General features: G+C 59.0%; 12 protein-coding genes and 1 tRNA gene. All 13 read left to right on the top strand.

Features of this window, described 5'->3' with window-relative positions; all coding sequences use genetic code 11:
- Window positions 1–8: 8 nt before the first annotated feature.
- The 13 genes from tilS (at window position 9) to HMPREF9623_RS05330 (ending at window position 13,318) form a co-directional block, all read left to right on the top strand.
- Window positions 9–1,394 (top strand): tRNA lysidine(34) synthetase TilS, encoded by a 1,386-nt coding sequence (tilS, locus tag HMPREF9623_RS05390; protein ID WP_083826769.1) that lies wholly within the window; start codon window positions 9–11, stop codon window positions 1,392–1,394.
- A complete protein-coding gene (hpt, locus tag HMPREF9623_RS05385) occupies window positions 1,391–1,927 on the top strand; it encodes a hypoxanthine phosphoribosyltransferase (protein ID WP_009532889.1) in 537 nt (178 codons plus the stop codon). The genes tilS and hpt overlap by 4 nt, the downstream gene beginning before the upstream one ends.
- 244 nt (window positions 1,928–2,171) lie before the next feature.
- Window positions 2,172–4,226: a glycoside hydrolase family 13 protein gene (locus HMPREF9623_RS05380; RefSeq protein ID WP_009532888.1), complete on the top strand. Its 2,055-nt coding sequence runs from the start codon at window positions 2,172–2,174 to the stop codon at window positions 4,224–4,226.
- Between the two features lie 61 nt (window positions 4,227–4,287).
- Window positions 4,288–4,360: transfer RNA gene (locus HMPREF9623_RS05375), tRNA-Gly, on the top strand.
- 87 nt (window positions 4,361–4,447) lie between these two features.
- Window positions 4,448–4,687 (top strand): hypothetical protein, encoded by a 240-nt coding sequence (locus tag HMPREF9623_RS05370; RefSeq protein WP_009532887.1) that lies wholly within the window; start codon window positions 4,448–4,450, stop codon window positions 4,685–4,687.
- A gap of 45 nt (window positions 4,688–4,732) precedes the next feature.
- Window positions 4,733–5,971, top strand: a complete 1,239-nt coding sequence (locus HMPREF9623_RS05365; RefSeq protein ID WP_009532886.1) for a L,D-transpeptidase family protein — start codon at window positions 4,733–4,735, stop codon at window positions 5,969–5,971.
- Window positions 5,972–6,121: 150 nt separating this feature from the next.
- Complete coding sequence (locus tag HMPREF9623_RS05360; protein WP_009532885.1) at window positions 6,122–7,213, top strand: N-acetylmuramoyl-L-alanine amidase; 1,092 nt, start codon at window positions 6,122–6,124, stop codon at window positions 7,211–7,213.
- Between the two features lie 91 nt (window positions 7,214–7,304).
- Window positions 7,305–7,799 (top strand): transcription elongation factor GreA, encoded by a 495-nt coding sequence (greA, locus tag HMPREF9623_RS05355; protein WP_009532884.1) that lies wholly within the window; start codon window positions 7,305–7,307, stop codon window positions 7,797–7,799.
- A 94-nt stretch (window positions 7,800–7,893) separates the two neighbouring features.
- Window positions 7,894–8,811, top strand: a complete 918-nt coding sequence (locus HMPREF9623_RS05350; protein WP_009532883.1) for a nucleotidyltransferase family protein — start codon at window positions 7,894–7,896, stop codon at window positions 8,809–8,811.
- Window positions 8,804–9,493, top strand: a complete 690-nt coding sequence (locus tag HMPREF9623_RS05345) for a shikimate kinase (RefSeq protein ID WP_009532882.1) — start codon at window positions 8,804–8,806, stop codon at window positions 9,491–9,493. Before HMPREF9623_RS05350 ends, HMPREF9623_RS05345 begins: the two co-directional genes overlap by 8 nt.
- Window positions 9,396–9,932, top strand: coding sequence for a flavin reductase family protein (locus HMPREF9623_RS05340; protein ID WP_242822161.1), 537 nt, complete (start codon window positions 9,396–9,398; stop codon window positions 9,930–9,932). The genes HMPREF9623_RS05345 and HMPREF9623_RS05340 overlap by 98 nt, the downstream gene beginning before the upstream one ends.
- A gap of 91 nt (window positions 9,933–10,023) precedes the next feature.
- The gene (locus HMPREF9623_RS05335; RefSeq protein WP_009532880.1) at window positions 10,024–11,481 is read left to right on the top strand and encodes an SWIM zinc finger family protein; all 1,458 of its coding nucleotides are present in this window, start codon (window positions 10,024–10,026) and stop codon (window positions 11,479–11,481) included.
- Window positions 11,482–11,497: 16 nt separating this feature from the next.
- Window positions 11,498–13,318: a hypothetical protein gene (locus HMPREF9623_RS05330; protein WP_009532879.1), complete on the top strand. Its 1,821-nt coding sequence runs from the start codon at window positions 11,498–11,500 to the stop codon at window positions 13,316–13,318.

Genomic DNA, 13,318 nt, shown 5'->3' with positions numbered 1-13,318 from the left:
GGCAGACAGTGGGGAGAAAACACGTGTGGGACAGCCCGGAAGCGGCAGTGCGGCAAAGCGGCGTAATCGAAGAAGGCGATGCCCTGCTGCTCGCGGTGAGCGGCGGCGCCGACTCGACGGCGCTGCTCTGCTGTCTCGCGGCGCTCCGCGAGGCGCTGAACCTGAAACTCGCGGTGCTCCATGTAAACCACGGGTTACGGGGCGGCGCGGCGGCGCGGGATGCCGCCTTTGTCGAGGCGCTCTGCGCGGAAAAAGAGATCCCGTTTTTTCTGGCGGAGGTCGATGTGCGCAGCGCGGTTGCGACCGCGCACCGATCCATCGAGGACATCGGGCGGGAACTCCGCTATGCGGCGCTCGAAGAGACGGCGGAGCGCTGGGGCAAAGACCTCGGACGCCCGGTCAAGATTGCGACCGCGCACACGGAAGAGGATGCGGCGGAGACCGTGCTCTTACAGCTGGCCCGCGGGAGCGGCCTGAAAGGCGCCGCCGGGATCCCGGCGAGAAGGGGGCGCATTGTGCGCCCGCTGCTCGCGGTCTCCAGGCGGGAGATTGAGGCTTATCTTGCGCGGCTTCATCAGTCGCATGTGGAGGACGAGAGCAATGCGACCGCGCTCTTTGCGAGAAATCGCCTGCGGAGAGAGATTCTGCCGCGCCTTTGCGCGGAAATCAACCCGGAGGCAGTGTCTCACCTAGCCCGCGCGGGACAGTATTTCCGCGAGGCCGATGCCTATTTCGAGGCGCTGTCGCGCGAAAAGGCGGACAGACTCATCCATCGGGAAAAGGGCGGTGCGAGCTGTGACTGCGCGCTGTTAAACCGGGAGCCGTCGATTGTTCGAAGCTATCTCCTCTGGCAACTCCTTGAGGCAGCCGGGGGAAGCCGGCAGAACTTCACCGCGCGGCACACGGAAGCGCTGCAGGCACTTGCCGGCAAGGCGCGGGGCAAGCGTCTCTCCCTTCCGCAGGGTTTTTTTGCGGAGCGGCGGGGCGAGCGCCTTGTCCTGTTTCGACCGGAAGAAACTGCGGAGGAGCCTGTCTTTTCGGAAGCGGCTGTGCGGAAGCAGCTTCACGCCCGAATCTTTCCGTATGTGCAGGGGGAACCGATTCCCGGCGGGCGCTTCCTCCAGTGGTTTGACCGGGACAAGATGCCGGCTGACTATGAGATCAGGACGCGCCGCCCGGGCGATAAACTTGCGCTGCGGGGCGGCGGGCACAAGAGTCTCCGCGCGCTCATGACAGAGAAGAATGTGCCGGTGGAATTGCGGGAACGGCTCCCGCTGCTCACGGCGGACGGGGAGATTATCTGGGCAATCGGCCTACGAAGGAGTGCTCTGTATCAGGTGGACGAGACGACAACAACAATCTTGGAATTGCGATACGAAGGGGAAGAAACATGAGAGAACATGTGAAGATAATGTTTCGGGAGGAAGAGGTCAACCAAAGAATTCAGGAGGTCGCGGATCAGATTAACCGCGATTACGGCGACACGCCGCTGCATCTCATCTGCATTCTGAAGGGCGGCGCGATGTTCATGTGCGAGCTCGCGAAGCGGCTTACAATGCCGGTCTCGTTTGACTTTATGTCGGTCTCGAGCTACAACGGCACGGAGTCGAGCGGCGTGGTGCGGATTGTCAAGGATCTCGACGAGTCGCTCGAGAACAAGCACGTCCTGATTGTCGAGGACATCATCGACACCGGCCGCACGCTCGCCTATCTCATCGAGGTGCTGGAAAAGAGGGGGCCGAAGGACATCCACCTCTGCACCCTGCTCGACAAGCCGGAGCGCCGCGTGAAGAAGCAGGTCACGGTGGACTATGTCTGCTTTACGATTCCGGACCGCTTCGTGGTCGGCTACGGCCTCGACTACGATCAGAAATACCGGAATTATCCGTACATCGGCGTCGTCGAGTTTGAAGACGACAAAGCATAAGAGAAGTACCGTTCGCCGGACCGAGACAGTCCGGAACAAAAACGGGGCTATTCCTGCAGAGAGGTGTTACAGGGCAAAGCAGAAGACAGCGAGGAGATCAGAGCTCTTTCGTGACAGGAAAGAAAAACGCATCACAGACGAGTGTTACCGCGAAGCAAGCGACAACAGGGGACATTGCATCGGGACAGCTTGGAATATGCGCCGCGCGACTGCTCGGACAAACAGAAGGAAGTTGGCATAGGGCATGGATAGAAACGCATTTTTCAGCGACACCAATGAACATTACGTCACGGAGTGGATGCAGGGGACCTGCTGTACCCTGCGGGTGCGGTTTCGCGCGGCACTCGCCGACAAGCTACGCGTGAGTCTGCTGTTGCAGGAGAGGGAAGAGGCGGTTTCGCTTTCGCCGGTCAGCGGCGGCAGCCGCTTTCGCGAATACGCCTGTACCTTGGTGACAGAGAGCCCGGTTTCCTGGCTCTTTTTGATTGAGGACAGGGAGAGCGGGGAAAAGCTCTACTATGATCGGCGCGGCGCAAGCGCTGTTGCGCGAACAGAGCTCTGCTTTCAGCATATTCCGGGTTTCCGGACACCGGATTGGGCCAAGGGCGCTGTGATGTACCAGATTTTTGTGGATCGCTTCCGAGATGGCGATCTTACAAACGTTGTGGAGACCGATGAATATCTTTATATTGGTCTCCCCGTGCAGCACATTGAAAACTGGGATGAGAAGCCATCTGCTTTTGATGTGGGATATTTTTACGGTGGAGATCTCGCAGGCGTGCGCGAAAAGTTCGCGTATTTAAAAGACCTTGGCGTCGAGGTTATTTATTTCAATCCGCTTTTCGTCTCGCCTTCGAATCACAAGTATGACACACAGGACTATGATCATATTGACCCGCATCTCACAATCATTGCTGAGGACGGCGGCGAGTTGCTTGCTCCCGACGCAGGCGATAATCTCAATGCGACGCGCTACCAGAAGCGGAGTGCGGATCGTAAGAACCTTGAGGCTTCGGATCGTTTTTTTGCGGAGTTCGTTGCAGAAGCACATCGCTTTGGCTTCCGCATTCTGCTGGACGGCGTCTTTAACCACTGCGGCTCTTTTCACAAGTGGCTGGACCGCGAGAAAATTTATGCGCGCGAGGGCGGCTATGCGCCGGGCGCGTATCTGACGCCCGACAGCCCGTATCGCAAGTATTTTGTCTTTGCCGACAACCGCCCTGAAGCCTGGCCGGATAATCAGAGCTATGACGGCTGGTGGAACAATGACACGCTGCCTAAACTGAACTATGAGGCAAGTCCGGAACTGGCGGAGCACATTCTGGAAATCGGCGAGAAGTGGTTAAAGCCCCCTTATCAGGTAGACGGTTGGCGGCTCGATGTCGCAGCCGATCTCGGACATTCGCCGGACTATAATCACAGATTTTGGCAGCGCTTTCGCAGCCGCGTCAAGGCCGTGCGGGAGGATGCACTGATTCTGGCGGAGCACTACGGAAGTCCGGCGTCTTGGTTAAACGGCAAGGAGTGGGACTCCGTGATGAATTACGACGGCTTTATGGAGCCGGTCAGCTGGTTTCTGACCGGCATGGAGAAGCACTCGGACAGCAGGGATACAGGGCTTCGCGGCAACGGCGCGCACTTCTGGGACAAGATGAGCCTTGCAATGGCAAAACTGCCGGAGCCCTCGCTTCACACGGCGATGAACCAGCTCTCGAATCACGATCACTCGCGCTTTCTGACGCGGACCAACGGCAGGGTTGGGAGACTCGCGGAGCTCGGTTCGGCGGCGGCGGAAGAGGGTGTGCAGCTCTCCGTGATGCGGCAGGCGGCCCTCATGCTCTTTACCTGGCCAGGCGCGCCAACCATGTACTACGGCGATGAAGTCGGTGTCTGCGGCTTTACGGACCCGGACAGCCGACGGAGTTATCCCTGGGGGCACGAGAATCTGGAGCTCCTCGAATATCACCGCTACTTAAGCAAGCTACACCGCAATTCGGCGGCGCTCCGCCGCGGGTCTCTGATTCCGCTTTTAATGGAGCAGGATCTGGTCTGTTACGGCAGAGTCTACGGGCGGGAGCAGGCGCTGATTTTTGTCTACACCGGCGCCGAGGAAAAATTGCTTCGCCTCCCCTACTGGAAACTGGCGGATTCAATTCCGCAGGGGGTAAGGCGCGTCATGCTGACCTATGAAAACGGCTACAACGTGGGACATGTCCGCTATGTCCTCGAGGACGGCATGATTCTGGTCTATGTGACCCAAAATTCGGCGGGAATCTATCTCGGCACGGCACCGTCGTAAAAAAGACTTGCCGTGCGCGTGAGGCTATGCTATACTCTGAATGTCCGAGATACGAACAGATGCGATAGTGGCGTAGTTGGTAACGCGCGACCTTGCCAAGGTCGAGACCGCGGGTTCGAGTCCCGTCTATCGCTCTCGCTTCTCCCCGCAACCTGCCGTCACTCCCTTGACGACGGGTTGCGGGGATTTTTTATAGAAGCAAGGTCGCGGAGGTGAGAAACTTGGGAAAAGAAGAACCAGAGTTACCTGAGTGGCCGAAACTGCCGAGTGAGGAAGAGACAGAAAAGCGCAGTGCCGCTCGGGACAGGCGATTTCGGCAGCAGTTACCGGCTCTGTTCGGTCTCGCGGTGCTCTGTGTGAGCGCCCGGATTGCAAACGACATTCCGGCTATCCTGCCGCGGGCAATCATAGCGGTTCTGGATTTGGTCCTGATTTACTGGCTGGCCACGAGACACCGGTAAGCAGGACGCGGCAGAAAGACCGAATTGCGAAAGGAGTAAACCATCATGAAACTGAGACACTTGCAGGCAACGGCAGCGGTAGCACTGCTCTGTGGCAGTGTTTTGCTCGGCAATGCGACGAGTTATGCGGCAATCGGAAAAATCGTGAAGGCCGGAGAGGTCAAGCAGACCGAGAGCGATACCGCGGCGCAGCGCGGTCGGGTGGAAAAGCCGATCGATGAAGTCTATGTGCCGCGCGAGGCAAAGACAGAAAAGAATGAAATAAAGGCAGAGGCAAAGCCGCAGGAAACGACGGCGGCTTTGCAGAATAGCGCAGCAAAAGCCACAGAGGCGAGCAAGGCGAAGACCGCGCAGGAGAGCACCGTGCCCGCGCTGAATCAGGGCGGCAGCAAAGCCGCGCAGAAAAACGGCAGCGCGACACAGGCACTCCTGGCGCCGGCAAAGCCGAAGGACAGTGCGGCGACAACCGCGGCGGCAACGGATAACACCGCGGCGGCTTCCGAGCAAAAGAAGATTGATGTGACGGCGCTGAGCTATGATGTGTCCCGGTTCACGCTCCCGGCGGATGCGAAGTCTCTGATTGTCGTCGAGGGTTTTGCGGTCAAGGGCGGCAAGGACACCTATCGCGAGACCAAGGTGAGCGACGAATCGCGCTGGAATAAGGCGCGCGTCACGGTCTTTGTCAAAGATGAGGCGGGGCAGTGGCAGGCAAAAATCCAGTCGGCCGGTATCTACGGTTACGGCGGCATGTCGGCGACGCGGCACAGCGGCGACGGCACCACCCCGATCGGACTCTGGAAGACCGACACGCCCTTCGGACGGAATGCATCGGAGGAGGGCTTCCCGAGCGATTACACGCACATTCAGGCGGAGGCAAAGCGTCAGTACTGGTCCGACCGCACCAATCGCCTCGAGAGCGCGGCTAAGGCGGCCGAGCAGAAGGGCGAAAAGCTCTGGGAGGACTGGGCCAAGAATATCTATGCCTATGCGCTGAATACCGGCTTTAACAAGGACAATCGCCAGCCCGGCACGGGCTCCGCGCTCTTCTTGCACTGCACGAGCAACGGCAAACCTAGCACCGCGGGCTGTGTGGCCATTCAGCCGGAGGCGATGAAGGCGGTGCTCCGCCAGTACGCAAAGGGCGGTATGTACATTGCGCAGGCCCCGGAGGGGCAGTTTGAGCAGGTCTACGGCGCGTTCAGCGAGAGCGGCGCGGCGGCAAAGGGCGAGTTCAAGGCTTCGACCAAGGAACTCCCGGCGACCGAAACCGTCGTGTTGCAGTGAGTTTTATCCGACAAAATAAGAGAGACGGCGAAAGCCGTCTCTTTTTCTTAAGAGTATTGTCGCTTGCGACAAGCGCAACGGGACCTTAAGATAGATGCAAAGCATAGAAACGCAAAGCGCCGGGGAGAAGCGCAAGCGAGAGGAGAAAAAATGAAAAAGGGATATCTGACGGCGGCGGCCGCGGCGGCGCTCAGCGCAGCCATGGCCTTCGGCGCATGGGCAGCTTCGTTTCAGACAGTCAATCAAGTCATGTATGTCAATGCGAACAGTTTAAATGTGAGAACCGAACCCTCGACGACAGCGGGCAAGGCGCAGAGCCTTTCTCGCGGCACGGCGGTACAGGCGAACGGAATCTCCGGAGAATGGGCGCGTATTTCGCTCGGCGGCAAGAATTACTATGTCGCGAGCCGCTACTTAAGCAGCGGAAACAGCGCGGCGGCGAGCACGGCAACGGCGGCGGCGAGTACGCCGGTCTCTGTCCCGGAGGGGGTCACGGTCAGCGATGTTTCGGTCAGTGACAACCTGCGCTTTGCCTCGTCCTCGAAGATTAAGACGGGGACCGCAAAGCTCTATAAGAATGCCAAGGGCAAGTACGGCGATAAGGTGATCTGCGTGAATGCGGGGCACGGCACGAGCGGCGGTGAGCGCGTCAAGACGCTCTCGCATCCGGACGGCAGCCCGAAGGTGACGGGCGGCACGAACCAGCGCGGGGCGGTGGAGTCCATGGCGGTCTCCTCGGGCATGACTTTTCAGGACGGCACGCCGGAGAGCCGGGTCACTCTGCAGGAGGCACAGATTCTCCGCGATGTGCTCTTAAAGCGGGGCTTCAGCGTTCTCATGATACGCGAGGGCAGCGATGTGCAGCTCGACAACATTGCCCGCACCGTGCTCGCAAACAACTATGCGGCCTGCCACATTGCAGTTCACTGGGACAGCACCTCTTCCGATAAGGGCGCGTATTTCATGAGTGTGCCGGACGGTCTCAAGAAGATGGATCCGGTCTCCTCGACCTGGCAAAAGAGCGAGGCCTTCGGCGAGGCACTGATCGGCGGTCTCCGCGGCAAGGGCGTCAAGATTTTCGGCGGCGGCTCGATGGATGTGGATCTCACGCAGACCTCGTATTCGACGGTGCCGAGCGTGGACATTGAGCTCGGCGACAAAGTCTCGGATCACAGCGAGGCGACACTCCGAAAGCTTGCCGAGGGGCTTGCGGACGGCGTTACGCAGTACTTTACAAAATAAGACGGCACCGGAACGTGCGGGGAAGTCTTCCGAACGGCAAGGAAGACTTCCCTTTTCCTGTGCGGCGGGCTGTTTGCCCGGGGAGGAAGCGATGGGAGAAAAACTGACAAAGGCAGATGTTAAAAAGATAGAAGAAGAGATTGAGCACCGTAAGCTCGTGTTGCGCCCCGAACTGATTCAGGCGGTCAAGGAGGCGAGGGCACAGGGCGATCTCTCCGAAAACTTTGAGTATTACGCCGCAAAGCGGGAAAAGAACCGGAATGAGAGCCGCATCGGCTATCTGGAGCGCATGCTGAAGTTTGCGACCATCATTGAGGACCGCGCCGCGGCCGATGAAGTCGGGCTCAACAAGATGGTGGAAGTCTATTTTGTCGATGAGGACGAGAGTGAGAGCTACAAGGTCGTGACTTCGATTCGCAGCGAGACGACGGAGGGGCGCATCTCCATCGAGTCGCCGCTCGGCAAGGCGCTGCTCGGACACAAGGTCGGCGACCGCGTGCAGGTCAGCCTGCCGCAGGGCGGCTATGAGGTCGAAATCCGCTCGATTGCCGAGGACCACAGCGACGACGCGATTAGTTCCTTTTAAGAAAAGAGTCGCGAAATATCGTAAAATCGCGTATCATGGAAGTATATTTCGCACGCTTTGAAAGGAAAGCAGGCGATCACAGGAGGAAATGCATATGAAAACGACACTGGTGGTGCTCGCGGCAGGCATCGGCTCCCGTTTCGGCGGCGGCATCAAGCAGCTCACGCCTATGGGCCCGAACGGCGAGATTATCATGGACTATGCTATCTATGATGCGAAGCGCGCGGGCTTTGACAAGGTTGTGTTCATCATCCGCAAGGACCTTGAGCAGGACTTTAAGAGCATCATCGGCGATCGCATTGCAAAGGTTATCGAGACCGACTATGCGTTCCAGGAGATCGACGATCTGCCGGCGGGCTTCTCCGTGCCGGAGGGCAGAAAGAAGCCCTGGGGCACCGGACAGGCGCTGCTATCGGTGTGCGGCAAGGTCAATGAGCCGTTTGTGGTCATCAACGCGGACGATTACTACGGGCCGGAGGGCTTCCGCGCGGTCCACAAGTACATGACCGAGGAGATGGATTTGACGGGCGAAAGGCTCGACATGTGCATGGCGGGCTTCATTCTGAAGAACACGCTCTCGGACAACGGCACGGTGACGCGCGGCGTCTGCGAAGTCGATGAAAGCCATATGCTGAAGAGTGTCCGCGAGACCTTTGAGATCCGCATGACAGCGGAGGGGCTGCAGGCCAAGGACGGCGCGGGCAATCCGGTCTCCCTGACGCCCGAGCAGTATGTCTCGATGAACATGTGGGGCCTGCCGCTGCGGTTTCTCGATGTCCTCGCCGAGGGCTTCCCGGCCTTTTTAGAGGCGCACGGCACGGAGCAAAAGAGCGAATACCTCCTGCCGAGCATCGTGGACAGCTGCATTCAGAGCGGCAGGGGCAGTGTCAAAGTGCTGCCGACCCACGACAAGTGGTTCGGTGTGACCTATCAGGAGGACAAGCCGACGGTCGTCGCAGCGATTCGCGCGCTGATTGAGAGCGGCCGGTATCCGGAGAAGCTCTATGACTAAGAATTGCCTCACGCTGATCGGGATGCCGGCTTCCGGCAAGAGTTCCGTCGGCGTTGTGCTTGCAAAGAAGACAGGTCGCCGTTTTATAGACGGCGACCTTCTGATTCAGGAGCAGAGCGGGAAGCTCTTAAAGGACCTGATTGCCGAGCGCGGGGACGACGGGTTTCGCGCGCTGGAAGATGAGACCCTCGCGGCGCTCGAGACGGAAAATGCGGTGATTGCGCCGGGCGGCTCGGTGATATACGGCGAGAAGGCAATGGCCAGACTGAAGGCGCTCGGAAAAGTCATTTATCTGAAGCTCTCCTACCCCGCGATTCAGCGGCGGCTCGGAGATCTGACCGCGCGCGGCGTCAGCATCAAAGAGGGACAGACACTCCGGGATCTCTACCGGGAGCGCACGGTGCTCTATGAGAAGTATGCCGATCTCGTGATTGATGAGAACGGACTCAGCACGCGGAAAGTGGTCGAGGCCATTGCGCGGGCAATCGGCGAGGGTAGTGATTTGCCCGCGCCGCCGGAACCGAAAAAACAGCGGAGAAGAAAGAGGAGAAACGATGGCAAAGGAAGTGTGGCGCGGCGGAAACATGCTGTATCCGGTGCCGGCAGTCATGGTGAGCTGCCGCGGCAACGACGGAAGAAGCAATCTGATCACCGTCGCGTGGGCGGGGACCGTGTGCTCTGACCCGGCAATGGTTTCCATCTCGGTGCGTCCGGAGCGCTTTTCGCATCAGCTGATTGCGGAGAGCGGCGAGTTCGCAATCAACCTGACCACGGAGGCGCTGGTCCGAAAGGCCGATGAGGCGGGCGTGCGCTCGGGGCGCGACTGCAATAAGTGGGAGCTGCTCGGACTGACCGAGGAGAAGGCGTCTAAAATCAAGGCGCCGCTCGTCAAGGAGAGCCCCGTGAATCTCGAGTGCCGCGTGACAGAGCGCATTCCTCTCGGCACCCACGACCTCTTTCTCGCGGAAGTGCTCGCGGTCGATGTGGACAAGAGCCTGATGGACGAGAAGGGGAAGTTCTGTCTCGAAAAGGCCAAGCTGGTTGCGTATTCCCACGGGGAGTACTATGCGCTCGGCGCGCTGCTCGGCACTTACGGCTACTCCGTCCGGAAGAAGGGATGAGCATCGGAAGACAGCTGCGGCAGGTTGCCGTGGCTGTCTTTTTTTGGGATAATAAAAAGATAGCCAATGACAATCGCGCAGGAGGAGAGACATGAGAACACTCAGCGAACAGGATATACGTCCGCTTGCTCCCAATGACAGCGCTTTTCGAAACGGAAAGAAAATTTCGGACAGCGGTGCCTTTACGGAGCGGGTTTGTTCCAAGGACGAGAGTTACTACGCAGGCAAATGCAAGGGGTCCGGAAAGAGCCTCTATCAGGTTTCCGCCTGCTTTGAAGAGGGCAAGGCGCCTGTGATACGCTGCAGCTGCCCGAGTCGCCAGTTTCCCTGCAAGCACGGGATTGCCCTTCTGTTCGAGATTGCCGCGGGCAAGGACTTCGCCGAGACAGAGATTCCCGAAGACATTGTGAAGAAGCAGGAAAAGCTCAAAAAGCGGGACGAGAAGAAGAGCGAAGAGAAGGCCGAGCCCGCCGAGGGAAAGCCGCAGACAAAGAAAAAGAGCGCGAGCGGACAGACTGCCTTCCGAAAGAAGACGGAAAAACAGCTCGAGGGCCTTGCGCTCCTTGACGAGGCGCTTTCGCGGCGCATGAAGCTCGGTCTGCTCTCGGGCCTCACGAATACGAAGGAAGAGGACGCGCTCCTCGTGAAGCGACTCGGCGACAGCTACCTCTCCGGGCCGCAGCAGCTCTTTAAGCGCTTCACCTTTCTGCTTAGCGAAGCGGGGGCTGCGCGGGAACAGGCGAAAAAAGAGAGCCTCTTGAGGGGCGCCGTGCGGGAACTCGAAAAGCTTCGCACCCTGGTGCGCCGCGGCAGCGCCTACTTAACGGAGAGGCTGGAAGCGAAGGCCGGCGAGCCCGACGCAAATCCGCTCTACGATGCGCTCGGCGGCGTGCGGAAAAAGGAGGAACTGGAGGCACTCGGTTTAACGCTCGCCGAGACAGCGCTGCTTCAGCTTGCCTTCGAAGTGTGCTACGACGAGGCCAAGCGGGAGTTCCTGGACCTCGGACATTGGATTTCGCTCTCGGACGGAACCCTTTACCGCGAGATGAACTTTAGACCGCTCAGCGCAAAGAACTACATTGCGGAGAAGGACAGTTCCGACCGGAGACTCCGCGCGGAGCGCTTCCCCTACTACCCGGCCTTCCCGGGGGAGGCAGCGCGCATACGCCTCGAGGACGCGACGGCGGAGCAGCCGGAAGCGGCGGATTTTGCGCGCATCATCGGCTTTGCGGCGCCCATCGCGCAGGCGGCAAAACAGGCGGCCAAGGCGCTTCAGTCGGTGCTCGCGGAGGACAGGGTGCCGGCGCTTTTGCAGCTTTCGGAGATAGCGGTAAAAGAGGACGCAGTCTACGTAAGAGATGCGGCGGGTAGCCTGCTTCGCGTCACGGACGCAAACGGCAGCGAGGCAGCGCTTCGTCAGCTCTCGCAATTTGATACCGGGAAGAGCGCAGTCTTCGGGCTCTTCTTTGCGGATGAAGTGCGGCGAGAACTCTGCTTTTTGCCGCAGAGTCTGGTGACCGGGCGGGGCATCATCCGCCTCATGCTCTGAGCGGGGAGGGAAACACATGAATGCGGAAATTTTGACTTCGATGAGAGAGAGTCTCTTTCAGTGTGCCCTCACGGGGAGCGAGCGCATTGCGGAGGATCCCCGCTTTTCGCGCGCCCTCGCGGAACTCGGGAATCACCGCGGCGAGGCAAAGGTCTTAGAAGAACTCGCGCGCCGCGGAGAACAGCTTCTTTTGCCCGCGGAGGAAAGAGGTGCGCAGATTCTGGACTTACTGGCGCTGCTCGATGCGGTCCTGCTCACGCAGAGCAAAGCGGCGGGAAGCGGGGACGAAGTCCTCTTAGAGGAAGCCGTGCAAAAGGAGGCAATCCCGGAGCTCTATTACCGGCAGGAGAGCTACCGAAGCCTCGAGAGCCTGCGCCTCGCCCTGACCGAGAGCGGAAAAGGGCGCATGGAAGTGCTGAAGGCAGCAAGAGAGAGTAAGCGCCCCTATCTCGAGGATCTGAGACTCCGGCCGCTCTTCCTAAGGGCTCTCGGCGACCGCTATGCGGAGTTTGCGGATGAGGTGGAAAACTGGATTTTAGAGGAGAGACCCAAGGCCTTTCTGCCCCTCTTAGAGCGTGCCTTTTCGCCGGAGCAGAAGGAAAGGGTGCAGCTCCGCTACTTTTCGCTGATCGATGCGCTGAGCGGCGGGGAGAGCGAGTCCTTTTATACGGATGTCATTGCGAGATCGCGGGGAGAGCTGAAGGAGACAGCGATTGCGGCGCTCGGCAAGCATCCGGAATTTTACGGAACCCTCCTGTCTCTCGAGAAGACCGAAAAAAACAAGGCGCATGTCGCGGTGATTGCAGCGCTCGCAAAATATCCGGAAGCGGAGGAAGCGGTTAGAGAGAATTTCCTCAAAAACCCCGCGCGCTATCTCGATGCGATTGCGCACTGCCCCTTCCCGTACGCGGCGGATCTCATCGCGGCAGAGATGGAGAAGATGTATCCGGATGCCGAGAAGGAGAGCGAAAACCGTACCTATCTGGAAAAGATGAAGGAACTCTGGTATGCGGCAATCGACATGGAGAGTCCGGCGCTTCTTCGGCAGCTCACACGGACCGGTGCGATTGTGGCGCATGTGCGCCGCATCTATCTCAATTCGAGACTCTGGAAGACACCGCTCAGTGCGGATTTCCGTGCGGCGCTTCACACCCTGCTTCCCGATCTGTCGCCGCGGGAACAGACCAAACTGGACTTTTTGCTCGCCCTGGAAGAAAAGACGCCGGCAGAAGTCTATGAAATGTTCTCGGGACTGTTTGCGGAGAGACAGGGGCTCCTTGGCAAAGTGAAGGCTGCGCTCGGCTCGCAGGCGGAAAATCAGGAGAGACAGGAGAGGCAGGACGGCATTTTTGAGGCGACGGAGAGTTTCTGCCTCCGTCCCGCATACGGCCGGGAACACATGGACCCGCGCTGGTATCCGCTTTTATTGCAACAGAAGCGTTACAGTGAGTACGAAAAGGGACTTCGCGCGCTCTACCGGGAGGATATTCCAAACGCGAAGGAACTCTGGGGAGGCTGGGAGTATCACAATCTTCACCACCGCCTCGCGGAAGAGGAAGACTTAAAGCGCCTGCAAGCTCTCGGCTGGACCGATTTCAGCGAAGTGTTTGACGGCAGCATCCTGATCTGGCGAAAACGCGGGTTTTATATGTATGACCTGGATCAGCTAAACCGGACGGTACGGTCGCTTGCACTTTCTAAGGAGAAACGGCTTGCATTGCTGGAGCGGGTTTACGCGGGTGTGCACCTGCGCCACAATAATTACGGCAATGCAATTCCCACGCTGTATGCGGAAATTCAGGCGCTCAAAGACGGCACAGATCCCGAAGAACTGTGA

It is taken from the genome of Stomatobaculum longum (genome assembly GCA_000242235.1).
Taxonomy (GTDB): Bacteria; Bacillota; Clostridia; order Lachnospirales; family Lachnospiraceae; genus Moryella; species Moryella longum.
Note: the sequence above shows the minus strand (reverse complement) of the source record. Positions and strands in the feature narration are given on the sequence as shown.

What these genes read in the sequence shown, in the direction of transcription:
- HMPREF9623_RS05360 (WP_009532885.1), top strand. Translation starts at nt 6,122, where the DNA reads ATGAAAAAGGGATATCTGACGGCGGCGGCCGCGGCGGCGCTCAGCGCA.
- HMPREF9623_RS05365 (WP_009532886.1), top strand. Translation starts at nt 4,733, where the DNA reads ATGAAACTGAGACACTTGCAGGCAACGGCAGCGGTAGCACTGCTCTGT.
- HMPREF9623_RS05340 (WP_242822161.1), top strand. Translation starts at nt 9,396, where the DNA reads ATGCTGTATCCGGTGCCGGCAGTCATGGTGAGCTGCCGCGGCAACGAC.
- greA (WP_009532884.1), top strand. Translation starts at nt 7,305, where the DNA reads ATGGGAGAAAAACTGACAAAGGCAGATGTTAAAAAGATAGAAGAAGAG.
- HMPREF9623_RS05330 (WP_009532879.1), top strand. Translation starts at nt 11,498, where the DNA reads ATGAATGCGGAAATTTTGACTTCGATGAGAGAGAGTCTCTTTCAGTGT.
- HMPREF9623_RS05380 (WP_009532888.1), top strand. Translation starts at nt 2,172, where the DNA reads ATGGATAGAAACGCATTTTTCAGCGACACCAATGAACATTACGTCACG.
- hpt (WP_009532889.1), top strand. Translation starts at nt 1,391, where the DNA reads ATGAGAGAACATGTGAAGATAATGTTTCGGGAGGAAGAGGTCAACCAA.
- HMPREF9623_RS05345 (WP_009532882.1), top strand. Translation starts at nt 8,804, where the DNA reads ATGACTAAGAATTGCCTCACGCTGATCGGGATGCCGGCTTCCGGCAAG.
- HMPREF9623_RS05335 (WP_009532880.1), top strand. Translation starts at nt 10,024, where the DNA reads ATGAGAACACTCAGCGAACAGGATATACGTCCGCTTGCTCCCAATGAC.
- HMPREF9623_RS05350 (WP_009532883.1), top strand. Translation starts at nt 7,894, where the DNA reads ATGAAAACGACACTGGTGGTGCTCGCGGCAGGCATCGGCTCCCGTTTC.